This window comes from Sulfitobacter sp. THAF37 (genome assembly GCF_009363555.1).
Lineage (GTDB): Bacteria > Pseudomonadota > Alphaproteobacteria > Rhodobacterales > Rhodobacteraceae > Sulfitobacter.
Map to the genome: position 1 here is coordinate 1,953,877 of NZ_CP045372.1, position 26,338 is coordinate 1,980,214.

General features: G+C 62.9%; 24 protein-coding genes. 9 read left to right on the forward strand and 15 right to left on the reverse strand.

Going from position 1 to position 26,338, the window contains the following annotated elements; genetic code table 11:
- The 3 genes from tilS (at nt 1) to FIU94_RS09605 (ending at nt 3,978) form a co-directional block, all read left to right on the forward strand.
- On the forward strand, nt 1-1,263 hold the full coding sequence (tilS, locus tag FIU94_RS09595) for a tRNA lysidine(34) synthetase TilS (protein ID WP_254702504.1): 1,263 nt from the start codon (nt 1-3) through the stop codon (nt 1,261-1,263).
- A 113-nt stretch (nt 1,264-1,376) separates the two neighbouring features.
- On the forward strand, nt 1,377-3,290 hold the full coding sequence (gene ftsH, locus FIU94_RS09600; protein ID WP_152467002.1) for an ATP-dependent zinc metalloprotease FtsH: 1,914 nt from the start codon (nt 1,377-1,379) through the stop codon (nt 3,288-3,290).
- A gap of 106 nt (nt 3,291-3,396) precedes the next feature.
- Nucleotides 3,397-3,978 (forward strand): MOSC domain-containing protein, encoded by a 582-nt coding sequence (locus FIU94_RS09605; protein ID WP_152465590.1) that lies wholly within the window; start codon nt 3,397-3,399, stop codon nt 3,976-3,978.
- A gap of 208 nt (nt 3,979-4,186) precedes the next feature.
- On the opposite strand, the gene FIU94_RS09610 is transcribed toward FIU94_RS09605, so the two are convergent.
- A complete protein-coding gene (locus FIU94_RS09610) occupies nt 4,187-4,957 on the reverse strand; it encodes a hypothetical protein (protein WP_152465591.1) in 771 nt (256 codons plus the stop codon).
- Between the two features lie 226 nt (nt 4,958-5,183).
- On the opposite strand from FIU94_RS09610, the gene FIU94_RS09615 reads away from it, so the two are divergent.
- Both FIU94_RS09615 and folD read left to right on the forward strand, forming a co-directional pair.
- On the forward strand, nt 5,184-6,860 hold the full coding sequence (locus FIU94_RS09615; RefSeq protein ID WP_152465592.1) for a formate--tetrahydrofolate ligase: 1,677 nt from the start codon (nt 5,184-5,186) through the stop codon (nt 6,858-6,860).
- A 116-nt stretch (nt 6,861-6,976) separates the two neighbouring features.
- Complete coding sequence (gene folD, locus FIU94_RS09620) at nt 6,977-7,879, forward strand: bifunctional methylenetetrahydrofolate dehydrogenase/methenyltetrahydrofolate cyclohydrolase FolD (protein WP_152465593.1); 903 nt, start codon at nt 6,977-6,979, stop codon at nt 7,877-7,879.
- A gap of 64 nt (nt 7,880-7,943) precedes the next feature.
- Here folD and FIU94_RS09625 read toward each other — a convergent pair whose 3' ends face one another.
- The 3 genes from FIU94_RS09625 to FIU94_RS09635 form a co-directional block, all read right to left on the reverse strand.
- Nucleotides 7,944-8,363 (reverse strand): PaaI family thioesterase, encoded by a 420-nt coding sequence (locus FIU94_RS09625; protein ID WP_152465594.1) that lies wholly within the window; start codon nt 8,361-8,363, stop codon nt 7,944-7,946.
- An 8-nt stretch (nt 8,364-8,371) separates the two neighbouring features.
- On the reverse strand, nt 8,372-9,034 hold the full coding sequence (pdeM, locus tag FIU94_RS09630; protein WP_152465595.1) for a ligase-associated DNA damage response endonuclease PdeM: 663 nt from the start codon (nt 9,032-9,034) through the stop codon (nt 8,372-8,374).
- 114 nt (nt 9,035-9,148) lie between these two features.
- Nucleotides 9,149-9,679, reverse strand: a complete 531-nt coding sequence (locus FIU94_RS09635) for a winged helix DNA-binding protein (RefSeq protein ID WP_152465596.1) — start codon at nt 9,677-9,679, stop codon at nt 9,149-9,151.
- Between the two features lie 121 nt (nt 9,680-9,800).
- Here FIU94_RS09635 and FIU94_RS09640 point away from each other — a divergent pair, with 121 nt between their 5' ends.
- The 4 genes from FIU94_RS09640 to FIU94_RS09655 all read left to right on the forward strand — a co-directional run bounded on the left by FIU94_RS09640 (nt 9,801) and on the right by FIU94_RS09655 (nt 12,966).
- A complete protein-coding gene (locus tag FIU94_RS09640; RefSeq protein WP_172975880.1) occupies nt 9,801-10,892 on the forward strand; it encodes an LLM class flavin-dependent oxidoreductase in 1,092 nt (363 codons plus the stop codon).
- Complete coding sequence (locus FIU94_RS09645) at nt 10,892-11,380, forward strand: flavin reductase family protein (RefSeq protein ID WP_152465597.1); 489 nt, start codon at nt 10,892-10,894, stop codon at nt 11,378-11,380. Before FIU94_RS09640 ends, FIU94_RS09645 begins: the two co-directional genes overlap by 1 nt.
- Before the next feature lie 355 nt (nt 11,381-11,735).
- Nucleotides 11,736-12,323 carry a DUF1629 domain-containing protein gene (locus tag FIU94_RS09650; RefSeq protein WP_152465598.1) on the forward strand — a complete coding sequence of 196 codons (588 nt, stop codon included), beginning with the start codon at nt 11,736-11,738 and terminating at the stop codon, nt 12,321-12,323.
- A complete protein-coding gene (locus FIU94_RS09655; RefSeq protein ID WP_152465599.1) occupies nt 12,310-12,966 on the forward strand; it encodes a DUF1629 domain-containing protein in 657 nt (218 codons plus the stop codon). Before FIU94_RS09650 ends, FIU94_RS09655 begins: the two co-directional genes overlap by 14 nt.
- Nucleotides 12,967-13,152: 186 nt before the next feature.
- Here the strand turns inward: FIU94_RS09655 and FIU94_RS09660 are convergent, their stop codons facing one another.
- The 11 genes from FIU94_RS09660 to FIU94_RS09710 all read right to left on the reverse strand — a co-directional run bounded on the left by FIU94_RS09660 (nt 13,153) and on the right by FIU94_RS09710 (nt 26,177).
- The gene (locus FIU94_RS09660) at nt 13,153-15,606 is read right to left on the reverse strand and encodes a ligase-associated DNA damage response DEXH box helicase (protein WP_152465600.1); all 2,454 of its coding nucleotides are present in this window, start codon (nt 15,604-15,606) and stop codon (nt 13,153-13,155) included.
- Between the two features lie 114 nt (nt 15,607-15,720).
- Nucleotides 15,721-17,028 (reverse strand): ATPase, encoded by a 1,308-nt coding sequence (locus tag FIU94_RS09665; protein WP_152465601.1) that lies wholly within the window; start codon nt 17,026-17,028, stop codon nt 15,721-15,723.
- Nucleotides 17,029-17,100: 72 nt separating this feature from the next.
- Nucleotides 17,101-17,595 (reverse strand): prepilin peptidase, encoded by a 495-nt coding sequence (locus tag FIU94_RS09670; RefSeq protein ID WP_152465602.1) that lies wholly within the window; start codon nt 17,593-17,595, stop codon nt 17,101-17,103.
- Between the two features lie 4 nt (nt 17,596-17,599).
- Nucleotides 17,600-18,448 (reverse strand): lipopolysaccharide assembly protein LapB, encoded by an 849-nt coding sequence (locus tag FIU94_RS09675; protein ID WP_152465603.1) that lies wholly within the window; start codon nt 18,446-18,448, stop codon nt 17,600-17,602.
- A 39-nt stretch (nt 18,449-18,487) separates the two neighbouring features.
- Entirely contained in the window at nt 18,488-19,018 is a 531-nt protein-coding gene (locus FIU94_RS09680; RefSeq protein ID WP_254702505.1) for a tetratricopeptide repeat protein, read from the reverse strand.
- A gap of 50 nt (nt 19,019-19,068) precedes the next feature.
- Nucleotides 19,069-20,055: a type II secretion system F family protein gene (locus tag FIU94_RS09685; protein WP_172975881.1), complete on the reverse strand. Its 987-nt coding sequence runs from the start codon at nt 20,053-20,055 to the stop codon at nt 19,069-19,071.
- Nucleotides 20,056-20,064: 9 nt separating this feature from the next.
- Nucleotides 20,065-21,027, reverse strand: a complete 963-nt coding sequence (locus FIU94_RS09690; protein WP_152465605.1) for a type II secretion system F family protein — start codon at nt 21,025-21,027, stop codon at nt 20,065-20,067.
- Between the two features lie 44 nt (nt 21,028-21,071).
- Nucleotides 21,072-22,505, reverse strand: coding sequence for a CpaF family protein (locus FIU94_RS09695; protein WP_152465606.1), 1,434 nt, complete (start codon nt 22,503-22,505; stop codon nt 21,072-21,074).
- 23 nt (nt 22,506-22,528) lie between these two features.
- The gene (locus FIU94_RS09700) at nt 22,529-23,770 is read right to left on the reverse strand and encodes an AAA family ATPase (protein WP_152465607.1); all 1,242 of its coding nucleotides are present in this window, start codon (nt 23,768-23,770) and stop codon (nt 22,529-22,531) included.
- A 288-nt stretch (nt 23,771-24,058) separates the two neighbouring features.
- Nucleotides 24,059-24,754, reverse strand: a complete 696-nt coding sequence (locus FIU94_RS09705; RefSeq protein ID WP_152465608.1) for an OmpA family protein — start codon at nt 24,752-24,754, stop codon at nt 24,059-24,061.
- Nucleotides 24,741-26,177 carry a type II and III secretion system protein family protein gene (locus tag FIU94_RS09710; RefSeq protein ID WP_152465609.1) on the reverse strand — a complete coding sequence of 479 codons (1,437 nt, stop codon included), beginning with the start codon at nt 26,175-26,177 and terminating at the stop codon, nt 24,741-24,743. Before FIU94_RS09710 ends, FIU94_RS09705 begins: the two co-directional genes overlap by 14 nt.
- Nucleotides 26,178-26,338 lie beyond the last annotated feature (161 nt).

Here is a 26,338-nt window from a genome sequence, read left to right on the forward strand (position 1 = left end):
GTGCCGACGGCCCGACTGACCGAAGCGGTCGCCGGGGCCTTTTTGCCACGACCGCCTGACAGTATCGGGGTCGCGGTGTCCGGTGGCGGCGATTCCATGGCGCTGCTGCATTTGATGCACGATCTCGCCAAACGCCACGACACCCGGCTGTTTGCCGTGACCGTCAATCATAACCTGCGCGAAGGCGCCGAAGCGGAAGCCCGCGCCGTGGGCGATTATTGCGCGGCGCTGGGGGTGCCGCATGACATCCTGATCTGGGACGACTGGGACGGAAAGGGAAACCTTCAGGCCAGTGCCCGCGATGCGCGGTACCGGCGGATGGCGGAGTGGGCCGAGCACCTCGGCGTGGGCACCATCGCGGTTGGCCATACCGCCGACGACCAGGCAGAGACGGTGCTGATGCGTCTTGGCCGCCGCGCCGGGGTCGACGGGTTGGCGGCGATACCGCCGCGAACCGTGCGTCACGGCATCGTCTGGGTCCGCCCCTTGCTGTCTGTCACCCGAGCGGACCTGCGGTGGTATCTGCGGCAAAACGGGATCGGCTGGTCCGAAGACCCCAGCAACGACGACAACCGTTTCGTCCGGATCAAGGCGCGTCAGGCCCTGGCGGCGCTGGGCGATCTGGGCATCGACGCCTCGGGTCTTGCCGTCGTCGCCGCGCAGATGCGCGATGCACGGTCGGCGCTGGACTGGCAGACCTTTCTGGCCGCCCGCGAGCTGGCGCATGTGAACGCGGGGGCGGTGGTGTTGCAGGAACGACGCCTGCGCATCCAGCCCGAGGAAATACAGCGCCGTCTGCTGGTGCGGGCGCTGGGCTGGGTCAGCGGCAACGACTACCCCCCCCGACGCACGGCTGTCGCCACCCTGATGGCCGCGCTGCGGGCCGGTCAGGCCGCCACGGTGGACGGCTGCCATGCCCTGCGGGTCGACGAAGACATCTGGGTCTTTCGCGAACACGAGGCCGTGCGCCACCTGCGGAGTTGTCCGGGCGTGCCCTGGGACGGTCGGTGGCGGGTCATGCCCATCCAGGGCCACGAGCGGCCCGCCAAAGACCTGCACATCGCCGCATTGGGTCACGAGGGCATCGCGCAATGCGCGGAATGGCGCGCCGCGGGCCTGCCCTTTCCGGTGGCCCTGTCGACGCCAGCGGTGTGGCGTGATGACACCCTCGTCGCGGCGCCCCTTGTCGGGGCTGCGCAAAACTGGCATGCCGCGCTCCAAGCCGGTGAGGAGACCTTCTTTGCCGGTCTGTTATCGCATTGAATAAACGGCGATGATCCTTATCTTGTCGTTGTGTACGGCCTGTCCCATGGCCTTGCGCGGCACTGCCATGATCGGCGCAACCCGTTGTAATTAGGAGAAATTCCTTGGGAAATATGCGTAACCTCGCGTTTTGGGTCGTCCTGCTTTTGCTGGTTCTGGCGCTGTTCAACCTTTTCAGCGGGTCCAACAACGCGTTGCAGAGCAACGAAATCACCTATTCCGAGTTCGTCAGTTCGGTCGAGAGCGGGGATGTCCGTAACGTCACCCTCGACGGTGAACAGGTCCGCTTTCGCAAGGCGGACGGGGCGGATTACGTCACCGTCAAGCCCGAAGATGCCGAGATCACGTCGCTGCTGATCGCCAACGACGTGCCGCTCAAGGCGCGGCCGCAGGAACAATCCGGTTTCCAGACATTCCTGATGTCGCTGCTGCCGATCGTGCTGCTGATCGGTGTGTGGATTTATTTCATGAACCGCATGCAGGGCGGCGGCAAGGGCGGCGCCATGGGCTTTGGCAAGTCGAAGGCCAAGATGCTGACCGAAAAACATGGCCGCGTGACCTTTGACGACGTGGCGGGCATCGACGAGGCCAAGGAAGAGCTGGAAGAGATCGTGGAATTCCTGCGCAACCCGCAGAAGTTCAGCCGCCTGGGCGGCAAGATCCCCAAAGGCGCGCTTCTGGTGGGTCCTCCGGGCACCGGTAAGACGCTGCTGGCGCGTGCCATCGCGGGCGAGGCGGGCGTGCCGTTTTTCACCATTTCCGGTTCCGACTTTGTCGAAATGTTCGTGGGTGTCGGCGCGTCCCGTGTCCGCGACATGTTCGAGCAGGCGAAAAAGAACGCGCCCTGCATCGTCTTCATCGACGAGATCGACGCCGTGGGCCGGCACCGTGGCGCAGGCTATGGCGGTGGCAACGACGAACGCGAACAGACGCTCAACCAGCTGCTGGTCGAGATGGACGGTTTCGAGGCGAACGAGGGTGTGATCATCCTTGCCGCGACCAACCGCCGCGATGTGCTGGACCCGGCGCTGCTGCGTCCCGGCCGGTTCGACCGTCAGGTGACGGTGCCCAACCCCGACATCAAGGGCCGCGAGAAGATCCTCGGCGTCCACGCCCGCAAGACGCCGCTGGGTCCGGACGTGGACCTGCGCATCATTGCACGCGGCACACCCGGCTTCTCGGGCGCGGATCTGGCCAACCTCGTGAACGAGGCGGCGCTGATGGCTGCGCGTGTGGGCCGGCGTTTCGTCACCATGGTCGATTTCGATCAGGCCAAGGACAAGGTCATGATGGGGCCTGAGCGCCGCAGCATGGTGATGACCGCCGAGCAGAAGGAGATGACCGCCTATCACGAGGCCGGGCATGCGCTGGTCGGTATGACGCTGCCGAAATGCGATCCGGTCTACAAGGCGACGATCATCCCGAGAGGCGGTGCGTTGGGCATGGTGATGAGCCTGCCCGAGATGGACCGTCTGAACATGTTCAAGGACGAATGCCACCAGCGGCTTGCCATGGCGATGGCGGGCAAGGCGGCGGAGATCCACAAGTACGGTCCCGATGCGGTGTCGAACGGCCCTGCGGGCGATATCCAGCAGGCCAGCGCGCTGGCCCGTGCGATGGTCCTGCAGTGGGGCATGTCGGACAAGGTGGGTAACATCGACTATTCCGAGGCCGCCCAGGGGTACCAGGGCAACACGGCAGGTTTCTCGGTGTCGGCCAACACCAAGGAGTTGGTGGAGAAGGAAGTTCAGAAGTTCATCCAAGACGGCTATGACCGGGCGATGAAGATCATCACCGAGAATGAGGAAAAGTTCGAGCGGCTGGCCCAGGGCCTGCTGGAGTATGAAACCCTGACCGGCGATGAGATCAAGCGCGTGATGGACGGTCTGCCCCCCAGCGACGACAGCGGCGATGACGGGTCCGACGAAGGCAGCGCGCCCAGCGTCACCGCCATCCCCAAAGCCAAGGGCAAGGGCAAGAAACTGCCCCCCGCCGATGGCGGGCTGGAGCCGGAACCGTCGACCTGACGCGCCTGGCACGGAACTGAGAGATCGACAGACCCCGCCGCGGCGGGGTCTTTTCTTTTGCGGCGGCGCTGGTCAGAGTGCGCCCGAACCACAAGGAGCCGCAAGCATGCCCGAACTTCTGCCCACCGATCACGTCGGAACCATCCTCTGGATGGGTATGGTGCCGCAAAATCGCGAGAACATCCGCTCGCAGGCCCTCGACCGGGCCCGCGCGACCCATGCCGGGTTCGAAGGGGACTTTCATGCGGGCCTGACGCGGCCTTCCTGCGTGCGGGTCAAGGCGCAGTATCCGCAAGGAACCGAGATCCGAAACACGCGGCAGTTTTCGATCCTGTCGGCAGAGGAAATGGCAGAGATCGCCGCCGAGATCGGAGTGGATACGCTGGACCCCCGGCTGCTGGGCGCCTCCATCGTGGTGCAGGGCATCCCGGATTTCACCCATATCCCACCGTCGTCCCGCCTGCAGTCCGAAAGCGGGACGACGCTGACCGTGGATATGCTAAACGGCCCCTGCAATCTGCCTGCGCGCGAGATAGAGAAGGAGGCCGAGGGCCACGGCAAGGGGTTCAAGGCCGCGGCGATGGGCAAACGCGGGGTCACTGCCTGGGTGGAGCGGGAAGGCGATCTGGCCGTGGGCGACAGTCTGCGCCTGCATGTTCCGGCACAGCGCGCCTGGGCGCCGGAATAGAGCTGCCGCCAGCGGGACACGGCATCGCATGGCCCGCCAGCCGTCCCGCGCATTGAACCGGAACGGATCGCTGGACCCTCGCCGTGCTGCCCGTGTCAGACGAAAACGTCCCCGCAGTCTCCTGCGAGGACGGAACGTCATGCGGTGCCGCCTGCTGTCCGTCACTGCCGGGAATTCCGGCCTGGACAAGACTGCCCGAACCGGCCCGTTACATGGTGTGGGGGTAGCTGTAGTAGACGACCGGCGCGCCCATGTCTGATGCCCCGCTGTCGGATTGCATTTCCGCGTTCTCCATCGCTTCATCCGCACGTTTCTGGTTTGCGGCGGTCAGCTCTGAAGTGGTCAGATCGCCGGACCCGTCAGTGTCCATTTCGTCAAATTCGCGGTTCAGCGTTTCGGAGATGTCGACCATCGGCGGCGCCTTCTCCATGAATTCTTCCTTGGTCAGCGCGTTGTCCTGATCGCTGTCCAGCGCGACAAACATCAGGCCAGAACGCGCACTGTATTCATTCCGGCTCATGGTGGTGACGTCCGGTTGCCCTGCGTCGGCGGGAATGAAGATGAGGTGTGCCGCATCCGTCGCAGCCGTCTGGTCGCCGCCCTTGGCGTTCTCGTAGGTGTCGGCGCTCGCCTTCATGTACTCGTCAAGGCTGATGCTGCCGTCATCATTCAGATCCAGCGCGGCGAGGTGTCGCTCCGTCCGGTCGGCGCTGGCCGATTGCGTGCCGCTCAGGACGTTGTTGCAGTTGACGTATTCGTCCTTGTCAACGGAACCGCTCTGATCGGCGTCCATCTGGCCGATGGCCTTCTCGGCGTAGGCGTTCATCTCTATCGGGCTGACGTAGCCATTGTCGTCCACGTCCGTCACGCTGTAGCCGTCGTTGCAGACCGAATTGTCGTCGGTGTTCTGCGCCTGTACCGCGCCTGTCAGGCTGATCCCTGCAGCGACCGCGGCGGCAAGAGACATATGATATGTCATTCTTGTTCTCCCTTGAGTCTGTTTCAGCTACTTGGTGAGCGAACGCATTCCCTGCAGCGGATGTTCCGACCGACCGGCTGTCGGCATGAACGGGGGTTTCTGAAAAGAAACATTTGCGGCAACGCCGCCGCAAGGAGCGGTGGAAATGTCGGAATTGCAACCTGTCGCCCCGTCACTTGCGGGGTAAGACTGCGCCACGGCTCAACGGTCTTCAGGGAATCTCCACATGGCACATAAATCCGACATCCAAATCGCGCGCGAAGCGCAAAAGCGCCCCATTCAGGAGATCGGCGAGAAGCTGGGCATCTCCAGCGACGACCTGCTGCCCTACGGGCATGACAAGGCAAAGGTCAGCCAGAGCTTTATCAATTCCGTCCAGGACCGTTCCAACGGAAAGCTGATCCTGGTGACGGCGATCAACCCGACGCCCGCGGGCGAAGGCAAGACCACGACAACGGTGGGTCTGGGCGACGGTCTGAACCGCATCGGCAAGAAGGCGGCGGTCTGCATCCGCGAAGCTTCGCTCGGGCCGAACTTCGGGATGAAGGGCGGCGCGGCCGGCGGCGGCTATGCCCAGATCGTTCCGATGGAAGAGATGAACCTGCACTTCACCGGTGACTTTCACGCCATCACCAGTGCGCATTCGCTGCTGTCGGCGATGATCGACAACCACATCTATTGGGGCAACGACCTGGAAATCGACACCCGCCGGGTCGTCTGGCGCCGGGTCGTCGACATGAACGATCGCGCCCTGCGCCAGATCACGACTTCGCTGGGCGGTGTCGCCAACGGTTTCCCGCGCGAAGCGGGGTTCGACATCACAGTGGCCTCCGAAGTCATGGCGATCCTCTGCCTGGCCAAGGACCTTGCCGACCTGCAGGAGCGTCTGGGCAACATGATCGTCGCCTACCGCCGCGACAAGTCGCCGGTCTTTGCCCGCGACATCAAGGCGGACGGCGCGATGACCGTGCTGCTGAAAGACGCGATGCAGCCGAACCTGGTGCAGACGCTTGAGAACAACCCCGCCTTCGTGCATGGCGGTCCCTTCGCCAACATCGCACATGGCTGCAACTCGGTCATCGCGACGACAACCGCGCTGAAACTGGCGGATTACGTCGTGACCGAAGCGGGCTTTGGCGCCGATCTGGGGGCCGAGAAGTTCCTGAACATCAAGTGCCGCAAGGCCGGCCTGTCGCCTTCGGCGGTGGTGGTTGTGGCAACCGTCCGCGCGATGAAGATGAACGGCGGCGTGGCCAAGGCCGATCTGGGGGCCGAGAATGTCGAGGCCGTGAAAGCGGGCTGCGCCAACCTCGGGCGTCACATCGAGAACGTGAAGTCCTTTGGCGTGCCGGTGGTGGTGGCGATCAACCACTTCGTCACGGATACCGACGCCGAAGTGCAGGCGGTCAAGGACTACGTGGCCAGCCAGGGCTCCGAAGCGGTGCTGTCGCGTCACTGGGAACTCGGCTCCGAAGGGTCTGCCGATCTGGCGACCAAGGTGGTCGAGGTGATCGAAAAGGGCGAGGCGAAGTTCGCGCCGATCTACCCCGACGAGATGAGCCTGGCGGACAAGATCAACACCATCGCCACAAAAATCTATCGCGCCGACGAGGCGGTGATGGACGGCAAGATCCGCGCGCAGCTGAAGGAATGGGAAGATCAGGGCTATGGCAACCTGCCGGTCTGCATGGCCAAGACGCAGTACAGCTTTACCACCGATCCCGAGCGGCGCGGGGCGCCCACCGGTTTCGACATCCCGGTGCGCGAAGTGCGCCTGTCGGCGGGGGCCGGTTTCGTCGTGGCGATCTGCGGTGAGATCATGACCATGCCGGGCCTGCCGCGCGTGCCTTCGGCTGAAAACATCAAGCTGAACGCCGACGGCGACGTCGAAGGGCTTTTCTAAACCGCCCGATGCCGGTACGGCGGGGCGTCGCGCGGCTGCGCCGACGCCCCGCCCACCGTCCCGGCAAGCCAGGCGGGGCAGATGCGGCCCGACAAGCAAAACAAGGAGCACCCGAGATGACGGCGACGATCATTGATGGCAAGGAATTCGCGGCAAGGGTCCGCGCCAAGGTGGGCGACCATGTCACCCGGCTGAAGGACGATCACGGGATCACCCCCGGCCTTGCGGTGGTGCTGGTGGGTGAAGACCCGGCCAGCCAGGTCTACGTCCGCTCCAAGGGCAAGATGACCGTCGAGGTCGGCATGAAATCGGTCGAGCACAAGCTTGACGCCGACACGTCGGAGGCCGACCTGCTGGGCCTGATCGACCGGCTGAACAACGATCCGGAAATTCACGGTATTCTGGTGCAATTGCCGCTGCCCGGGCATCTGGACGAGGACCTGGTGATCAATTCGATCAGCCCGGCCAAGGATGTGGACGGCTTCCATATCTCGAACGTCGGGCTGCTGGGCACGGGGCAGAAAAGCATGGTGCCCTGCACGCCGCTGGGCTGCCTGATGATGCTGCGGGATCATCACGGGTCGCTCTCCGGCATGGATGCGGTGGTGATTGGCCGATCCAACATCGTGGGCAAGCCGATGGCGCAATTGCTGCTGAACGACAGCTGCACCGTGACCATCGCCCACAGCCGCACGAAAGACTTGGCGGAGGTGGTGCGCCGTGCCGACATCGTGGTCGCCGCCGTGGGCCGCCCCGAGATGGTGCCGGGCGACTGGATCAAGGAAGGCGCCACCGTGATCGACGTGGGCATCAACCGGCTGGATGCGCCCGAGAAGGGCGAGGGCAAGACCCGTCTGGTGGGCGACGTGGACTTTGACAGCTGCGCCGCGCGTGCGGGGGCGATCACCCCGGTGCCGGGCGGCGTCGGCCCCATGACCATCGCCTGCCTGCTGGCCAATACCGTCACCGCCTGCTGCCGCGCAAACGGTCTGGCCGAGCCCGAGGGGCTGACCGCCTAGGACCCCGGGCCAAGATCCCGGTCAGCCGCAGTTTCCGCCCCGCGGCACGCGAGGCGGGGCTGTCCTAGCCCAGTACCGGCGCCATGGTGCCTTGCAGGATCGCGATCAGCGTTGCCTTGCCTTCGGTCTCGGCAAAAACTTCCGCCGTTACAACGCAGAACCGCTTGCCGGGTCTGATCACCTTGCCCACCGCCACCAGCCTGTCGCCGCGGGCCGGGGCCAGGAGGTTGATCTTGATCTCGGCAGTGACGACCTCGGCCCCCTCGGGCAGCACCGTCAGCGCGGCGTAGCCGGCCGCCGTGTCGCCCAGCGAAAAGGTCAGCCCCGCGTGTCCGTGGCCCTGCTGCTGGCGTGCGCCGGGCAGGATCGGGGCGGCGATGCGCACTTCGCCATGCTCCACGGCGTCCACCGTCGCGCCGAGTGTCGTCATCATGCTTTGCGCGGCGAAACTGTCGTGGATGCGCTGAACGGCCTCTGGCGACATATGGTATCCTATCGTGGCATCGGGATGGGGATCGGCGTTTTGCCGGTCAGGATGGCCTGCGCTTCGGGACGCATCAAGGCGCAAAGCACCTCGGCATGGCTGCGCAGGCCGCCTGTGTAGGTCCCGTAAGCGGGCATGATCAGCCGGTCGCTGTCGTGCAGAAACGCGGGACGGGTGATGCGCGCGCTGCGGGTGGTGACGCTGGCCTTGGGGTGGTAGTGGCCCGATACCTCGCCGCTGGCACCGGGCTGTGCGATGTGGCGAAAGCTGAGCGGCGCGAGGGGCAGTTCCGCCAGGTGGCTGCCGCCAAGGTCGACCGGGCCGGGGTCGTGGTTGCCTTCGATCCAGACCCAGCGCCGCCCCGCCTGCAGCCGCGCGATCCACAGGCGTTCCTCCTCGGGCAGGGCGCGGGCGGCATCCGCGTCGTCAAAGCTGTCGCCCAGGCACACAACCGTGCGCGCATGACAAAGCGCAAGGTCCGCCGCCAGCCGGGTCAGCGTATCGCGGGTGTCGTAAGGGGGCAGCGCCGCGCCACCGCGCCGGGCGATCCGCTCGGATTTGCCCAGATGCAGGTCGCTGACGCAGAGCAGGCTTTGCCCCGGCCACCAGAGCGCCCCGGAACCGAGCGCGGTCAGCTGCGCGCCGGCGAGGGTGAAATCGTATCCGTTCATCCTTTGTTCATGTTTGAAATGCTCAGGTTTGGCAAGGGGATGGATTTCACGAGAGAAGCTCTTGAGGCTCGCCGGAACGCATCGACGTATTGATGACCGCGAGCCGCTGCTACCTCAGCGCCGATGCGTGGCAGCGACACGCGATACTTCTTCATAGATTCCAGCCAATAAATTCAGGCTCTGACTTGCGGCTTTCAGACGTTGATCGAACTCCGGCAGGCTTTTGATCTGCTCGATCAGCAAGCGTCGGCGGATCGCGCCATAATCATCAGTGACCTGTTTGCCTTTCTCCGTCGCCTCATAGGTAACGCCAGTCCTTCCAGACCCATGTTTTTTCACGAAACCTCCGCTGACCAGTTTGCGCATCGAATACTGGATATTCGGTATGTCATCGCGATTGGTCAGACGTGCCAGTTCCTTGATGCTTTTCGTACGGTCATTCATGCGGACAAGATGCAGCAAGGCGTTTTCGGGACCCGTCGCGGCGATACCGCCGACCGACGCCAGGCATTCAGTTTGCCAGCGCCCGAAAGCTTCGAAACAGCGCATCAGGGAAAATTCGAGCTCGGTGCAGGCAACCTCGGTATCACTGCCCGACAAGTGCCAATGATAGTCGAGATCGTGCGGATCCTGATCCATGGTCATCAGTTGCCCCCCTGTTAGTCAAATAGACCTTATAATCGATTTTGTTTGACTGAAAGAAATTTTGGCATACGGTTTAGAATCAATAATCAAATTGAAAATCTATCCAATGGTGAGGGAAGCGATGGCTAAGAATATGATGAAGGATAAGACTGGCTTTAAGTTGGGGACGTTTTCGTCAAACTGCTCCTCTGGCATGACGGTAACGAAATCGCCGGACCGCTGGGTGAACAGTTGGGAAAACAACCTCAAACTCGGAAAGATGCTGGACGAGGCGGGCATTGATTTCATGCTGCCCATCGCCCGCTGGGTCGGATATGGCGGCGAGACCGACTTTCACGGCGGTGTCCTTGAAACGGTTACATGGGCGACCGCCCTGTTGGCGTCGACCAAGAACATCAGCGTCTTTGCGACACTCCATACCGCCGCCAATAATCCTGTTGTTTCCGCAAAACAGATCGCCACGATGGACCAGGTCGGCAACGGACGTGCCGGGCTCAACATCGTTGCGGGTTGGAACAAGCCTGAATATGAGGCGCTGGGGCTGACCCTGCCGGATGATCATGAAACCCGCTACGGCTATGCGCAGGAATGGTTCGAGATCATAGAGAAACTATGGGCGTCCGAAGAATATTTTGATTGGGATGGGCAATACTTCAAACTGAAGCATGTTGCAGGCGATCCCAAGCCGATAGACGGTCGCCCCCCGATCCTGAACGCTGCGGGCTCTGAAACCGGTCGGGCCTTTGCCACGGAAAATGCTGATTACCTTTTCACGCCCGCAATTGATCTGACGCGATCGGTTTCGGAGATCAAAGAGCTCAAGGAACTGGCGAAATCCAAGGGCCGTGATGTCGGTGTTCTGACATTCAGCCATGTCATCTGCAGAGAGACTGAGGAAGAAGCCACTGCGCTGCGGGACCGGCTGATGGGCGATTTGGCAGACTGGGAGGCAGTGGACAATCTGGTGAACCTGCAGTTTGCTCATGCTCAATCGTTCCCTCACGATCTGCTGGCCCAGATCAAAGACCTGTTCGCAATGGGACACGGTGGCTTTCCGCTCGTCGGCACGCCAAGACAGGTCGCGGATGGCATCATCAAGCTGCATGAAACCGGGTTTTCAGGCACGACACTGTCCTTTGTCGACTACGTCGAAGAGTTTCCGTATTTCCGCGATAACGTACTGCCGTTGCTTGCCGAAGCGGGTATCCGGTGATGGAGCTTCCATCCTCCAAGTCGTTCACCAACGCGATGCGCGCGTTGGTGGGCAACTGCTCGGTTATCACGGTTGGCGAAGGTGCCGACATCTCCGGCCTGGTGGTCACGTCAGCGATCTCGCTGAGCGCCGAACCGCCGCTCCTGCTTGCCTGTGTCAACCGAAGCTCATCCAGCTGGCCCCTGCTCGACAAGTACCGAAAGTTCGGCTGGTCATCCCTCGGTGCGGGGCACCAGCAGATTGCCGAGGACTTCTCGGGCTTTCGCGGGGTGAAGGGGCCAGACCGATACAGGCAGGGAGACTGGGAGGCTGCTGAAAGCGGTGCTCTGCTCTTGAAAGGTGCACCGGCTGCATTCGATTGTGAGGTCGAGGAGATGATTGATCGCGCGACCCATTCGATCGTGATCGGCAGGGTACGTGCCATTCGGGAATGTGAGGACGCAGGCGCGCTCGTCTATTGGAACGGATCATTCATACCGATGAACTAGGCTCCGGATCCCTTAATTCGATACGCTCAGTTTGACAGATTTTTCCGCTGACCATGGCCCGGCAGGGCATTGCGCAGGAATGTCCCCAGAGAGGATTGGCCGCACGCCCCGAACCCATTGAAATTTCGTGAAATCGCCGCTGAGCGTATGGAAAGAATGGGTCCAGAGCCTGATCCTTGGTTGCTGTTCTGACACAGGCCAAAGCCGGTTGTCGGGTTGCTGCTTTTCAGTGACCAAGCAGCGGCGGTAAATCACGGAACCGCAGCCGGTTGCGGCTCGAAATACCGGAGCTTTCATGTTGTCCCTGCCTGTCGCTCGGCATTCGTTGCAGATCAATTACAGGTAAGGGCCAGAAATGCAGGTACCGTCGCAATTCATTCTCACGCCCTCCAGCGAACCGGGGATATTCCAGACCGAATGGGCCTCGCCCGAGCAGGCGGATATCGGCCTCTCGTCAGAGCCGGTCGCCTTGCGCCGTGTCGGCGAAACGCGCAGGCCCCGGCATTTTATGTATGGACCCGACAGTAGCACCCGGCTGGTCAGCAGTGCCTTCGTCGCGCTGCTCGAAGATGTCGATCCGGGGGTGCATCACTTTACCCCCGTGGCGCTTGAGATGGCCCCGGGCGAAGTGAATACCGGCGGCTTCTGGCTTTTGACCTGCGGGCGGCAGCTGTCCGCCCTTGCTGAGGAAAGCGTCGACCATCTGACACCGGTGCTGGATCACGAGGGCACGTTGATAAGCATCGACGCGGGGACTTGGCCGATGCTGACCCTGCGGCGTGACGTGGTGGCAGAGGCGCCCTTCTGGATGCAGATGCTGCTGCCCGCCTTCCATTTCTGTTCGCGCAGCTTCCTGCGGGAGATTTCGCTGCGCGGTCTTGAGCCGGTCGCGACGATCGGCTGTGTCAAATTTGAGAGTGAGAGATTCGATGACTTCAGCTGACAAGGCATGGTTGATCTGGACCACGGCTCGCCCGGATATGGCCCACGTCGGATACCACGGCCAAACGGCCGACGATAACATGCGGATCGGGTTCCTGTGGGACCCGAACACGCCGGGCCGTATCCCGGACGAGGTGTTGCCCCTGTCGGTGCGGCAATACGACGGTCATCTGCCGCCGTTTTCTTTCCATTTGTGCAGCACTTCAAGGCAGGTGATGATCGACCGGAAGGTGCGCGATCTGCTTTTGAAGATGGATCCGGATGCGGTCTGGTTGGGAGACATCGTATTTACGGATCCGGACGGTGCCGAGATCCGCGATGCCTACTGGCTGCTGGGGGTGATCGCGCGGGTTGACGCGCTGGTCCCCGAAGAGTCGAGGGTCAGGCGCAATACGGAGAAAGTGTTCCGCACGGACGGAAGTTCGTTCATCCGTGACTTTGGCAATTGGGTAACGACTGGCGGAGAGAGCGAGGATACCTTTACACTGCGCAAATCTGCGTTGGAGGGGCACCATATCTGGCGGCTGAAAGACCTGTCGTCAGACCTGGCGCGCGGGTCGACGTTCATCTCGGACGAATTGCTCAATGCCCTGCTGGACGCGGGATGTGAACCCTTCAGGCGGCTGCCTGTCAGGCTGATCTGAGAGCCGTGATCTCAGCCCCATGCAGGAGCGACAGATCCTTTTACCGGCGGAAGTTTCGCAGCCTGTCATTGCCGGGCCATAGCGGCCATCCGCGCCAAGGCGCATTGAACGACCGCTCCCCACCCACTTCATCCACTGCTTGGCCCCGGTCCTCTGATCCTGACCAGCGCCCCAAGGCTCCCGCCCTTAGAACCCCACCCGCCATTTCGGTTTGTTCGACGGCGCCGGGGTGATCCGGGCAAGGCCGGAGGTTTCCATCAGCCGCGCGGCCTCTTCGGCCAGCAGGCGTTCTTCGGCTTCGCCCTTGACCGGGATGCGGCCCATTTCCAGGAACAGGGGGGCGGCCAGCGGGGTCACGCGGGTCAGACGGCGGTGGTCGATGCGGCCGCCGATGCGGGTCAGCATCTCTTCGATGCGGCCGAAATCCACCAGCCCGCGCAAGGCCTCTTCGCGGGTGATCTGCAGCATCAGGTGGTCCGGGTCGTAGCGCATCAGCGTGTCATAGAGGATGTCGGAAGAAAACGTGGCCTGCCGCCCCGACTTGCGCGCCGAGGGCGTGTTGCGTTCGATCAGTCCTGCGATGGTGGCGGAGGCGCGGAAGGTGCGTTTCATCACCGCATTGCCCGCAAGCCAGGTTTCCAGCCCCTCGTGGAGGGCGGCGGGGTCGAACAGCGGCGCGGGGTCCTCTACCGCCTCCAGCCCCCAGATCAGCGTGGCGTAATCGGTGGCGACAAAGCCCAGGGGATGCAGGCCCAGCTCCTCCATCCGCTTGGTCAGTAAGAGGCCCAGGGTCTGCATCCCGTTGCGCCCGGCAAAGCCGTAGACCACGGTCTGTTCGCGCCCGTCGTGGGGGAAGCTTTCGATCAGCAGGCGGCCCGGCTGCGGCAGCTGGCTGACCTCGCGCTGCAGGTGAAGCCATTCGCCGGTGTGACGCGGCAGGTCGGGCCAGTTGTCCTGGGTGAACATGTCCTGGACGCGGGCGGACAGCTGGGTCGATGTGGCGAATTTCGTGCCCATGAAGGTGGCGATCTTCGGCTTTCTCGCCGCATCCCGGCTGACCTCCACGGTCATGTCGCGCAGGCCCTCGTATTTCACGATCTGGCCGCCGATCAGGAACGTGTCGCCGGGTGTGAGCGAGGCGGCAAAGCCTTCCTCGATCTCGCCCAGGGGCTTGCCGCCGCGGTTCCGTTTCATCCTGACCTTGAGCGTGTCGGTGTCCTGGATGGTGCCGATGTTCATGCGGATGCGCTGCGCCGCGCGGGGGTCGCGCAGCTGCCACAGCCCGTCGGGGCGCTGCATCAGGCGCTGCCAGCGGTCATAGGCGCGCAGGGCGTAGCCCCCCGTGGCGCAGAACTGGAGGCAGGCGTCGAAATCGGCGCGGGACAGGGCGGCATAGGCCCCGGCAGAGGTGACTTCGGCAAAAAGCGCATCGGCGTCGAAGGGGCCGGCGCAGGCGGCGATCAGGATGTGCTGGCAGAGCACGTCGCGGGGGCCGGGTCCGCGCGGGTCGCCGTCCAGTTCCCCCGCCAGTACCGCGTCAAGCGCGGCGACGCATTCGACCACCTCGAAGCGGTTGGCGGGCACCAGCAGCGCCTTGGAGGGGGCGTTGTAGCGGTGGTTGGCGCGGCCGATCCGCTGCACCAGACGTTTGACGTTCTTGGGGGCGCCGATCTGGATCACCAGGTCCACGTCGCCCCAGTCGATCCCCAGATCGAGACTGCCGGTACAGACGATGGCGCGCAGATCGCCGCGGACCATCGCGGCCTCCACCCGCTGGCGCTGTTCGCGATCGAGACTGCCGTGGTGGATGCCGATGGGCAGGCTGTCGTCATTGGCGAGCCAAAGGTTGTGAAAGAAGATTTCGGCCTGGGCGCGGGTGTTGTGGAAGATCAGCGTGGTCCGGTGCTGCCGCACCTGTTCGAGCACGGCGGGGATGGCATAGGCAGCGCCGCCGCCGGACCAGGGCGGGGCTTCTTCGGTGCGCAGCATCCGGATGTCCGGGGCGGGGCCGGGATCGGCCAGCAGGATTTCGCAAGGATCGGGGTGGCGGGCCATCAGATGCGCGATGGCGGCGGGGTCTTCCACCGTGGCGGAAAGGCCCACGCGCCTGAGGTTCGGGCAGAGCGTTTGCAACCGCGCGAGCGCCAGCGTCAGCTGGTCGCCGCGTTTGCTTTCGGCCAGTGCGTGGATTTCGTCGATCACCACGCGTTTGAGGCCGCGAAACATGCGCGGGGCGTCGTCGTAGCTGACCAGCAGCGCGAGGCTTTCAGGCGTGGTGAGAAAGATATGCGGCGGGTCCGCGCGTTGCCGTCTGCGGCGGCTGGCAGGGGTGTCGCCGGTGCGTTCGTCGATGGTGACGGGCAGGCCCATCTCCTGCACCGGGGCGGTCAGGTTGCGTTTGATGTCGGCCGCCAGCGCCTTGAGCGGCGAGATGTAGAGCGTGTGCATGCCCTCGTGCCGGTCTTCGGCGAGGTCGATCAGCGTGGGCAGGAAGCCGGACAATGTCTTGCCCCCGCCGGTGGGGGCGATCAGCAGCAGCGCGGGGTCATCCGCCCGGTCCAGCATCGCCTGCTGGTGCGGGTGGATGGACCAGCCCTTGGCGGCGAACCAGTCTTTGAAATTGGGGGGCAGGGGGCGCATGGAGCGCAAGTTAGCATGGGATGGACCGGGGGCCAGCCCCCGGACCCCCGGAGGTATTTGAAGCATAAAGAAGGGGCGGGCTGCGCGGTGTAGGGGCCGGTCGCGCCTGGCCGGTTATTTCACGATATGTTCGTCCTTGACGAACATGTTCGCCCAGGCGCGGTCGATCAGTTCGGGGGACATCTGGTAGGGGATGCCTTCGAATTCGCAGATGGCGATCATCTGGTCGATCAGAAAGATCGGCTGGTAGTTGGCATAGGTGTTCTGGATCGTGGGGTATTTGACCTTCAGCAGGTGCACCAGCGTCGCCTCGTCCAGCGGCATGCCGCGTTTCTTGGCCACCATGGCGAAGATCTTGAGGAAATTCTGCTGGTTCGGGCCGTCGATCTTGATCTTGAAGAAGATCCGGCGCAGCGCGGCCTGGTCGAAGATTTCGTTCGGGTGGAAGTTGGTGGAGAAGATCACCAGCGTGTCGAAGGGCACCTCGAACTTTTCGCCCGATTGCAGGGCGAGGATGTCCTTGCTTTCCTCCAGCGGGACGATCCAGCGGTTCACGATGGATTGGGGCGGTTCTTTCTGCCGGCCAAGGTCGTCGACGATGAAGATGCCCCCGGTGGATTTCAGCTGCAGCGGCGCCTGGTAGGTGCGCGCGGTGGGGTTGTAGACCAGATCGAGCATGTCGAGCGACAATTCGCCCCCGGTGATCACCGTGGGCCGTTCGCAGCAGACATAGCGCATGTCATAACGGGTGACGCGGCGCAACGAGGTGGGGTCCTGCACTTCGTCCTCGGCCTTGGAATGCACGATGGGGTCATAGACCGTGATCACCTGGCTGGCGTATTCGATGGCGCGCGGCACATAGACCTTGTCGCCCAGGGCGTCGCGGATCCCGTTGGAGATGGAGGATTTGCCGTTGCCGGGTGGGCCGTACATCAGGATCGAGCGGCCTGCGCTGACAGCAGGGCCGAGATGGTCGAGCAGGCTGTCCGGGAGAACAAGGTGGCCCATGGCGCCGGTCAGCTGTTCGCGGGTGATCTGCAGGTTGCGCACCGACTGGCGTTTGACCTGTTCGCGGTAGACGTCGAGCGGCACCGGCATCGGGCCGAAGTATTCGGACTGGGCCAGCGCGTCCAGCGCACGGGCCTTGCCCGCGTCGGTCAGCTGATAGCCCATTTCATTGCCGTTCTGGGCGTTCAGCGTGCCTGTCGCCTCCAGCAGGCGCTGGGTGCGGGCCATGTCCACCAGTTCCTGCGTCACCGGGATCGGCAGACAGATGGCGGCAGAGAGTTCGCTGACACGCTCGACGTTCTTTCGAAAGATCGTCTTGAGCAGGATGTCCCGCATCATCACGATCGGCAGTTTCATGTCTTCGAGCCGCTTGGGCGGCGGCGGCGCCATGACGGCGGTGTTCTGCATGTTCACGGGGGCGGCTCCTCTCGGGCGGGGCGGTATGTCTCTGCTCTGGCGGACGCTAGCGCGCGATTATGGCGTTATTCAGGCGCCATAAAGGGCACCGAGGATCAGATAGATGGCCAAAGCGGGGCCGAGGGCGAGCCCGAGGGGGAACTTCTTGGTCTGTTCCCAGCTGACCCAGTCGGGGGCCATGCGGCGCAGTGGCGAATATTTGGCGCCCCGGTGGGCCACCACCGCGGCAAAGAGGACCCCCATGAACAGGGTCAGCATGAAGCGCAGGTCGCCCAGTGCGATGTAGGGGGCCGCGGCGGCTGCGAATTTCGCGTCGCCCGCGCCAAGCGCCCCGGCGGCGTTCAGGATGATCCCGATCGCCAGCACGATGCCCAGTGCCGCAAGCCGCCAGAGGTAGGCGTCGAAGGGCATCAGGAAGATACCGAGCACGACAAAGATCAGCGCCAGCAGGACCACGGCCTTGTTGGTGATCTTCATCAGCGCCATGTCGGTGTAGGCGACATAGAGGCAGATCGGCAGAACGAAGGGCAGGAACCACAGGGCGGTTGTGGCGGTGATCGCCACGAAACTAGCCTTCGAGCGCGCGCAGCGACCGCACGGCGGCCTCGAAATGCTGCGGGTGGGTGTCGATGGCCTCTTGCAGCAGGCCCTTGCCGATCTCCACGTCGCCTTTCTTGATCGCGGACAGCGCCATGGTGTGCAGAAGCTGTGCCCGCTCCGTCTGATCCATCGGAACCACCGGGAGCGTGTAGTCGCGCTGGGCGGCGCGGGCCAGGATCAGGTTGTTCTTGGCGGTAAAGAGGGTGGTGTCCTGGCGGATGGATTCCGTGAACAGGCGTTCCGCCTCGACGTAGTCGCCGCGGGTCAGCTTGGAATAGCCCCAGTTGTTCATCACCGCACCCGGTGTGGTGGTCAGGCCCACCGCGATCTCGTAAAAGCTGTCGGCCTTCTTCCATTCCTGCTTGCTGTCGGCGACCAGCGCCTCCAGCCGGTACCGCTTGAAGGTCTCGTGGGTCGGCGGCACTGCGTTCAGGACGGTTTCGGCCTTGGCCCAGTCGCCGGCGCGGATCAGCGCATCGGCGTATTCGACGCTGTCGTCGTTGGTGGCGTCCTTCATCCTGGTCACTTTGGCCCAGGCCGCCGCACCTTCGGTCACGCGCTTGGCGCGGATCAGCGAGGAGGCCAGCCCGCGCTGGTGGCTGATGTTGTCGGGCTTCTCCGCGGCCGAGCGGGCAAAGTATGTCACCGCTTCGTTCGGGTCCGCGACGGTCAACATCACGTCGGACAGGTTGGATTCGTCCACCACGTTGACGTCCTTGAAGGCCCGTTCAACGGTGGCGTTTGCATCTTTCTCACCGCAGCCTGCAACAGCGGTAACGCCTGCAATGCAGACGGCCAAAAGAATAGGGTGGCGCATGTTTGCGTCCTTTTCTGCTCTACCTCGATGCCGGTATCGTCAGAGGGGGGCCGTGATCAGAAAGTCACCGCCACCCCGGCGCACCAGCTTATAATCGTTGTCGTCAAGCACAACGTTATCAGAGTTTTGCGATTTTGCGAGTGCCAAGCGAAGATTGTCGCGGATTGCGTCACTTTGGCCATTGTCCAGCGCAAACGCCTTTTTGAAGATCTGCTCGGCCTCGACGGTTTTGCCGCGTTCCATCAGGACCACGCCCAGGTTGTTCCAGACCTCGGGCTGGGTGCCGTCGTCCTTGACCGCCCGGCGCAGCAGGTCTTCCGCCTGGCCGAGCCGCCCCAGCCCCAGATTGGCCGACCCGAGACCCGACAGCACCTCGGCATCGAGACCGTGATCGAGTGCCGCGCGGTTGAAGGACTTGATCGCCAGTTCGTATTGCCCCGCGGCGATCAGGCGGTGGCCGACTTCGATCCCGTCGACAGCCTCGGCCCGCTGGTCGACGCCGGGGGCATAGACGCGGTCGGGTTTGGACGCGGAAAAGCCGCCCGGTGAACAGGCGGCCAGTCCGATCATGGTCGTCAGGGCGAGAGCGCGGCAAGGACCGCGTCCGCATCTTGATGTCATTATTCCGCCAGTCCGCCCATTTTGCCGAGTTGCGTGATGCCGTGCACCGAGGGACCCACGAGGATGATCAGCAGCGGCGGCACCGTGAGCATCATTGTGGCAAGGGTCATCTTGGTTGGCAACTTGTTTGCGGCTTCCTCGGCGCGCATCACGCGTTTGTCCCGCATCTCGCCGGCGTAGACCCGCAGCGCGTCAGAGATCGACGTCCCGAAGGCGGCGGACTGGACCAGAACGGTCACGAAAGACGACACGTCCTGCACGCCGCAGCGTTCGCCCATATCGTTGAGAACGGTGATCTTGTCCTTGCCCGCCTTCATCTCGTAGGCGACGATCTGGAATTCTTCGGACAACGCCCGATAGGACGCGCGCAGTTCGGCGCTGACGCGGACGATGCACTGGTCCAGCGACTGGCCCGCCTCGACACAGACCAGCATCATATCCAGCGCATCGGGGAAGCCGCGGGTGATCTCCTCCTTGCGGGCCTCTACCCGGCGCGTGACCCAGTATTTCGGCAGGAAGTATCCGACCGCCCCCGGCAACAGGGTGTAGATCATTGTTTTCTGCGTGCTCATGCCTTCGCCGCCACCCAAAACGCCGGTGTAGAAGATGCCCGCCGCCATGCCGATCAGGCCCAGCGCCATCTGCGCAAAGTAGAAGATGCGCACCGCGTCGCGCGATTGATACCCCGCCTGGCGCAGCATGAGTTGTTTGGCGGACAGTTCCGCGACATCCTCGGGTTCGAGAAACTTGGCAAACTTCTGCAACTGGGCGTTCTGGTCGGCCTGGCGCAGCTTGGCGCCCTGTGCCGCCTTGCCGGGGTTTGCCGCGGTGCGCTTGAGCTTGGTCAGCGGGTCCTCGGGCTGGCGCATGTACATGATGGCGGCGGTTGCCACCATGACAAAGCCCAGGACGCCGACGATGATGATCAATCCCATCGGGCCGAGGATCCGGGTGATCTGGTCGTTGATCTGCAGAAGGATATCCATGTCCGGTCCCTAAACTTTGATGTCGGTGAGAATGCGCATCACAAAGAGGTTCATCGCAAGGAAGATACCCACGAGGAAACAGGCAGGGATGAACAGGGCGTGGTCGCGCACTTCGTCGTAGTAATGCGGGTCCGAGACGTTGATCACGATCAGCGCGAGGATCGGGAAGGCGGACAGGAACTTGCCCGACCATTTCGCCTCGGCCGTGATCGCCTTCACGCGGCGGAACAGGCGGAAGCGGGCGCGGATCACCTTGGCCAGACCTGCAAGGATCTCGGCCAGGTTGCCACCCGATTGCTGCTGGATCGTCACGGCCACGGCGAGAAAGCGCAAATCCTGCATGTCCAGACGTTCGGCCATGTCCTTGAGCGCCTCGCCCACATCGCGGCCATAGGCGGATTCATCCGCGATCACGCCGAATTCCGAGGCGAGCGGATCCTGAATTTCCTTGGAGACGATCGAGATGGCGTTGGAGAACGGGTGCCCCACCCGCAAGGACCGCACCATCAGTTCCACCGCATCGGGAAGCTGCTCTTCGATCATGCCCATGCGTTTGTTCGCCTTGGACGAAATCCAGAAGTAGACACCGCCGACGCCGATCCCGACCGACAAAAGCGCACGCACCGGCGCGTCGGTTTCGGTGCCGACAGTCAGCGCCATGAAGGCGGCGGCAGACACGCCGCCCATGATCATCAGCAGCTGCTGGGGGGTAAAGGCGATGGCGGCCTTCTGCGCCTTGGTCGACAGCAGCGAATACAGCGGGATGGACTTGGCATCCATGTGCTGCTGCATTTCCTTGCGCAGCTTGTCGAGCACCTCTTCGCGGCGCGTGCCTTTTTCCAGCATTTCGAGCCGCCGGTTCACCCGGCTGTTCAGGCTGATGGACTTGCCAAAAGCCACGAGGTAGAGGCCCTCGACCAGCACCAGCACGCCGATGAAGATCAGGCCGTAGATAATCGGTTCGGCACTCATTGCAGGGGTTCCTTGATAGGCTGACGCATCTGTTCTGGCACGGCCTATTGGGCCGCGATGGGTTCGTAGATGGAGGACGGCAGGTCGTAGCCCCACATGCGAAACCGTTCCGCATAGTGGCTGCGCACGCCCGTCGCCGTGAAGTGACCGATGATCTTGTTGTCGGGGGTCAGGCCGACACGCTGGTAGCGAAAGATCTCCTGCATCGAGATCACGTCGCCTTCCATGCCGGTGATTTCGGTAATGGATGTCATGCGGCGCGAACCGTCCTGCAGACGGCTGGCCTGCACGATCAGATTCACGGCTGACGAGATCTGCGAGCGCACCGCCTTGAGCGGCATTTCGATCCCGGCCATGGCGATCATGTTCTCCAGACGAGAGACGCCGTCGCGGGCGGAGTTGGCGTGGATCGTGGTCATCGACCCGTCGTGGCCGGTGTTCATGGCCTGCAACATGTCGATCACTTCCTCGCCGCGGGTTTCACCCACGATGATGCGGTCGGGGCGCATCCGCAGGGCGTTTTTCAGACAGTCGCGGGGGGAAACCTCGCCCTTTCCTTCGACGTTGGCGGGGCGGCTTTCCATCCGGCCCACATGGGTCTGCTGCAACTGAAGCTCCGCCGTATCCTCGATCGTCAGGATACGTTCGGCGTTGTCGATGAAGGACGACAGGGCATTGAGCGTGGTGGTCTTACCCGACCCTGTACCGCCCGACACGATGATGTTGAGCCGCGTCGCGACGGCGGCCTGAAGATAGGCGGCCATTTCCTCGGTAAAGGCGCCAAAGTTCACCAGGTCGTCGATCCCAAGCTTGTCCTTCTTGAATTTCCGGATGGAAACAAGGCTGCCGTCCACCGCAACCGGTGGGACCATCGCGTTGAAACGTGAACCATCCTGCAGACGGGCATCCACATAAGGGTTGGATTCATCGACCCGGCGGCCCACCGCGCTTACGATCTTGTCGATGATGCGCAGCAGGTGCTTTTCATCCTTGAAGGTGATGTCGGTGAGCTGCAGCCGACCGTCGCGTTCCACGAATATCTGTTGCGGTCCGTTCACCAGAATATCGTTGACCGTATCGTCCTTGAGCAGGGTTTCCAGCGGACCAAGGCCCGTCACCTCGTCGAACAGCTCCGAATTCAGTGTTATCCGGTCTTCGCGGTTCAAAACGATGCTCTTCTCGGCCAGAATTTCCGCGGAAATCGCGTTGATCTCCTGGCGCAGGTCCGCTTCGCTGGCATGTTCCAGTGCCGCAAGGTTCAGGTTGTCCAGCAGGGCCCGGTGCAGCTCCAGCTTGATTTCGCCCATCCGCTGCTTGCGTTTCACATCCTTGTCGACGGGGGCGGCCGCAGCGGGTTGGCTGGCCTTGCGCACAACAGTCTTGGCCGGCTGCGCCGAGGGCGGCGGTGCCAGATCGACAACCGCGGCCGCCTTGCGGGCCGGTGCGGCGTCAGACGTCTTCTTGTATTTGGAAAACATGTGTGTGCTCTTTCGGTTCAGGATCAGGCGGCTTCGGCCTGGTCGCCCTTGAGGTCGTGGATGGACGCCGCAAGCTTGGCGATTTCACGGCGCAATGGGCTTTTCGGCGCGGCATTGGCCAGCGGCATCCCGTGGTCGTTGGCCTGGGTGATCGGCTTGCCCCCGTCGGGCAGTTGCACGTCGATGGAGATGCTCAGCGATTCCGCCATGCGCTTGACCCGGCTCTTGGCGTTCAGGTCGGTGAACTTTGGCCCCCGGTTCAGCACGTAGCGCAGTTTTTCCAACGGCAGGTCTTCCGACTGAAGCGCGCGTTTGAACCGCAGGGTATTCTGCGCCGACCGCATGTCGAGCTCCAGCATGGCGAAATAGACATGCGACTGGTTCAGCACCGTTTCGGACCACTGCACGAGGGTCGACGGCATGTCGATCACCACATAATCGAACTGGCTGCGGGCGATCTGAAGCACCCGGTCGATGTCGTCGGAACCGAGCAGGTCCAGCGGCAGCATGTCGGTCGGCGCGGTCAGCACGTGCAGTCTGTCCTCGTAGGTCAGCATCGCCTGGCCGAAGATCTCCTCGTCCATGCTTTCGGTGTCCGACAGCATCTCGTAGACGGCTTCTCGGCGCGGCAGGTCGAGGAAGGTCGCGACCGATCCGTACTGAAAATCCAGATCCAGAAGACAGACCGACGGCGGCGCTTTCTTGTCCGCGGTGGCAAGCTCCCACGCGAGGTTCACAGCCATGGTGGTGCTGCCGGTGCCCCCGGCCAGACCGTGCACCACGATGACGGCACCGTTCTTGTTTGCGCCTGCGCGCAGGCTCGGCCCGCTGGTTTCAGATGGCGCGGCCTGGGGCTGGCCCGTTTCACGGACCTTGGCAATGGCCTGGGCAAGCTCACCTTCGGGCAGGGGGTAGGGTACGAATTCGTCCGCCCCCTGGCGCAACAGGGAATGCAGCGCCGCGGGGGTCACGTCTTCGGCAATCAGGATCACGCGCACGTCATGCGCCTTGGCCTGAGTGATGATCTCGGACATCAGGGTCAGGTTGTCTTCGTCATCCTGATCTATCGCAAGGGCAATGAACTCCATCGCCGACGCCTCTGGTTGGCTGAAAAAGGCAAGTGCCTCGGAAAACCCGAGATCGCCCCAGCTCTCGCCCATGGTGTCTTCCATGTCCTCGATCAGCAGATCGAAGTTCTGCACGTCACGGCTGACGGTACAGGCGACGATCTGTGCGGCTTCCGGTTGCGGCATTACACTACTCATGACCTTGTTCCTCTATTTGCCAGGGCCAGGCCGGCTGAGCTGCTGCTTGCGTTCTGGTGCAGCTTCGCGTCGCGCGGTCACCCATGTCCGGCATACTGCGCAGACACATTTGTCGTATGAGGAGAATATCACCCCGAACTTGGGCGAGATTGGGGCCAAAACGGACAGATTGTTGGGTTTGTTGAAACGATCAGGCGCTGACGTGGCGATTGATCAGGCGCGCTCCCACCGGGGCCGGGGGGCATTGCCGGATGCGAAAAGGGGGCCGCATGGCCCCCCGTTCCGGTCTTACTGGCCGCCGACCACGGATGTCAGCGTATCACTCAGCTGGCTTGGCGGCACGCCGCTGGCCACGTAGTCGCGGTAGATGATCTGGGCGTATTTGCCATCCAGCACGGTGGGGTGGCGTTTCACAAAGCCGCTGACCTCGGTCACGGTGCGGCGGTTCTTGCGTTCGCGGCCCTGCGTGACGATCAAGGGCTGGGTTTCACCAAAGGAAACAACAGCTTCAAGCCGGCTGCGGCTGATGCCAAGGGTGGAAAGATAGCTGACCACGGCATTGGCGCGCCGCAGGCCCAGGGCCTTGTTGTAGCTGTTCGATCCGACCGCGTCGGTATGACCGTAGACGCGGAAGCGGATTTCCGGGAACTGACGGATCCAGTCGGCCTGCTGACGCAGGATCGCCTGTGCGTTGCCGTCAAGCTGCGCGGAATTGAAGGCGAATGTAACGACCGAGGTCACTTCGCCCGCGAACCGGTTCGCCAGATCGAGCGTGTACTGACGCTCGCCGGTCATTACCAGCCGGTTGTTCAGCGTCGCGTTGCCGAAGTAGCCCGTATCGGTCAGCGCGCCGGATTCGCGGTAGAACTGTGTATAGACAGGGTCGGTACTGGCACAGCCCAGCAGCGCGGCCAGACCTGCCGAAGCAGTGATAAGCTTGAGTTTCATGGCCAGCCTCGGTGTCATCTGTTCAATCCAGTACATAACCATAGGAGCCGCCGAAGTCCTGTTTGGCAACCTCACCCGCAGCGCCCTTGCGGGGGGTGCGGGTACCTTCGGCGGTGCGGCCGTAAAGGAACAGGTCCTTTTCGGTCGGCGGTTTGATCCGGTCGGTGGGCAGCGCGAGCGCCTCGCCACGGGTCGGGGTGACGAGATGCGCGGTGACGATGATCACCAGTTCCGTCTGGCTGCGCTGATAATCCGCCGAACGGAACAGCGCGCCCAGCACCGGCACGTCGCCGATCCACGGCAATTGCCTGGAATTGTCGGTGAAATCGTCTGTCAGCAGGCCTGCGATGGCAAAGCTTTCGCCGTCGCGCATTTCAACCGTGCTGGAGGTTTCGCGCCGGGTGAAGGCGGCGATCGAGATGCCGTTGCCCAGTTCCAGGCTGTTGGTGGGGTCGATGGCCGACACCGCGGCCTTGAGTTCGAGGTTGATGATATCCTTGTCCACCACGCGGGGGATAAAGACCAGTTCGACGCCGAAAGGCTTGAATTCGACCGAGATCCGGTTGTCGGTCTGGGCCACCGGAACGGGATATTCGCCACCGGCGAGGAATTTCGCCTCCTGCCCGGAAAGCGCGACGAGGTTGGGCTCTGCCAGGAACCGCACGACGCCTTTTTCTTCCAATGCTTCCAACAGGATACCGACCTGGGTCGAACCCGCGTTGAAGCCGAATAGCACAGCGCCCGCGTTCTGGTTGCTGGCCGGGATGTTGCCGCCAAGGGCACCCGTAACGCCGCCCGAGGTATTCGTGGTGCCGGTCCCGCCGTTGATCCCGGTGCCACCGATGGCGCCGTTCAGCGCCAGCGAAGACCCCAGCGATTTCGACACGTTGCGCTGCATTTCTGCAAATCGCACCTTCATCATCACCTGCTGGATGCCACCGACGCTCATCAGATTGGAAACCCGTTCCGGCGCGTAGCGTTCTGCCAGATCAAGCGCGCGTTGCAGGCGCTGGGTGGAAGAGACGATGCCCGACAACACGATCCCGTCGTTGGCGGTGCGGACCTCGATGTTCTCGCCGGGCATGATCTGCCGCAGGCGTTCCTTGAACTCCGACACATCCGCAGCGACGCGTACATCGACATTGGTGATCAGCTGGCCACTCGCGTCGAGCAGGGTCAATGTCGTGAGACCGGGGGCCTTGCCAAGCACGTAGATGGTCCGGTCCGAGAGCGAGGAAATATCCGCGATGCCCGGATTGGCGATGCTGAGCTCTGCGAAGGGGATGTCGCTTTCCACCACGACCGCCCGGTTCATCGGCACGTCCAGCGCGGCGTTGGTGCCACGTTTGACGACCCGCAGCGTATCGGCCTGTGCCGTCACCGGGGAGAACACTGCAACAGGCGCAGCGGTCAAGGTCAGGCCCAATAGAGCCGCTTTCAGAAATCTGTCGATTTTCATGTGACCTGCCTTTTTGATCACGCCTCAAGATAGGGTCTTTTCGCCCGTCGTTTGAAGCACTCTGCGTCAGTTTCGATTTTTTTGCAAGAATCAAGGTGTTCGGCAGATTTTCTGCTGTGGATAAATGGCAACATAATAAAATGCGACCCGGCGCCGCATTA

What these genes read in the sequence shown, in the direction of transcription:
- ftsH (WP_152467002.1), top strand. Translation starts at nt 1,377, where the DNA reads ATGCGTAACCTCGCGTTTTGGGTCGTCCTGCTTTTGCTGGTTCTGGCG.
- FIU94_RS09605 (WP_152465590.1), top strand. Translation starts at nt 3,397, where the DNA reads ATGCCCGAACTTCTGCCCACCGATCACGTCGGAACCATCCTCTGGATG.
- FIU94_RS09610 (WP_152465591.1), bottom strand. Translation starts at nt 4,957, where the DNA reads ATGACATATCATATGTCTCTTGCCGCCGCGGTCGCTGCAGGGATCAGC.
- FIU94_RS09615 (WP_152465592.1), top strand. Translation starts at nt 5,184, where the DNA reads ATGGCACATAAATCCGACATCCAAATCGCGCGCGAAGCGCAAAAGCGC.
- folD (WP_152465593.1), top strand. Translation starts at nt 6,977, where the DNA reads ATGACGGCGACGATCATTGATGGCAAGGAATTCGCGGCAAGGGTCCGC.
- FIU94_RS09625 (WP_152465594.1), bottom strand. Translation starts at nt 8,363, where the DNA reads ATGTCGCCAGAGGCCGTTCAGCGCATCCACGACAGTTTCGCCGCGCAA.
- pdeM (WP_152465595.1), bottom strand. Translation starts at nt 9,034, where the DNA reads ATGAACGGATACGATTTCACCCTCGCCGGCGCGCAGCTGACCGCGCTC.
- FIU94_RS09635 (WP_152465596.1), bottom strand. Translation starts at nt 9,679, where the DNA reads ATGACCATGGATCAGGATCCGCACGATCTCGACTATCATTGGCACTTG.
- FIU94_RS09640 (WP_172975880.1), top strand. Translation starts at nt 9,801, where the DNA reads ATGGCTAAGAATATGATGAAGGATAAGACTGGCTTTAAGTTGGGGACG.
- FIU94_RS09645 (WP_152465597.1), top strand. Translation starts at nt 10,892, where the DNA reads ATGGAGCTTCCATCCTCCAAGTCGTTCACCAACGCGATGCGCGCGTTG.
- FIU94_RS09650 (WP_152465598.1), top strand. Translation starts at nt 11,736, where the DNA reads ATGCAGGTACCGTCGCAATTCATTCTCACGCCCTCCAGCGAACCGGGG.
- FIU94_RS09655 (WP_152465599.1), top strand. Translation starts at nt 12,310, where the DNA reads ATGACTTCAGCTGACAAGGCATGGTTGATCTGGACCACGGCTCGCCCG.
- FIU94_RS09660 (WP_152465600.1), bottom strand. Translation starts at nt 15,606, where the DNA reads ATGCGCCCCCTGCCCCCCAATTTCAAAGACTGGTTCGCCGCCAAGGGC.
- FIU94_RS09675 (WP_152465603.1), bottom strand. Translation starts at nt 18,448, where the DNA reads ATGCGCCACCCTATTCTTTTGGCCGTCTGCATTGCAGGCGTTACCGCT.
- FIU94_RS09680 (WP_254702505.1), bottom strand. Translation starts at nt 19,018, where the DNA reads ATGATCGGACTGGCCGCCTGTTCACCGGGCGGCTTTTCCGCGTCCAAA.
- FIU94_RS09685 (WP_172975881.1), bottom strand. Translation starts at nt 20,055, where the DNA reads ATGGATATCCTTCTGCAGATCAACGACCAGATCACCCGGATCCTCGGC.
- FIU94_RS09690 (WP_152465605.1), bottom strand. Translation starts at nt 21,027, where the DNA reads ATGAGTGCCGAACCGATTATCTACGGCCTGATCTTCATCGGCGTGCTG.
- FIU94_RS09695 (WP_152465606.1), bottom strand. Translation starts at nt 22,505, where the DNA reads ATGTTTTCCAAATACAAGAAGACGTCTGACGCCGCACCGGCCCGCAAG.
- FIU94_RS09700 (WP_152465607.1), bottom strand. Translation starts at nt 23,770, where the DNA reads ATGAGTAGTGTAATGCCGCAACCGGAAGCCGCACAGATCGTCGCCTGT.
- FIU94_RS09705 (WP_152465608.1), bottom strand. Translation starts at nt 24,754, where the DNA reads ATGTACTGGATTGAACAGATGACACCGAGGCTGGCCATGAAACTCAAG.
- FIU94_RS09710 (WP_152465609.1), bottom strand. Translation starts at nt 26,177, where the DNA reads ATGAAAATCGACAGATTTCTGAAAGCGGCTCTATTGGGCCTGACCTTG.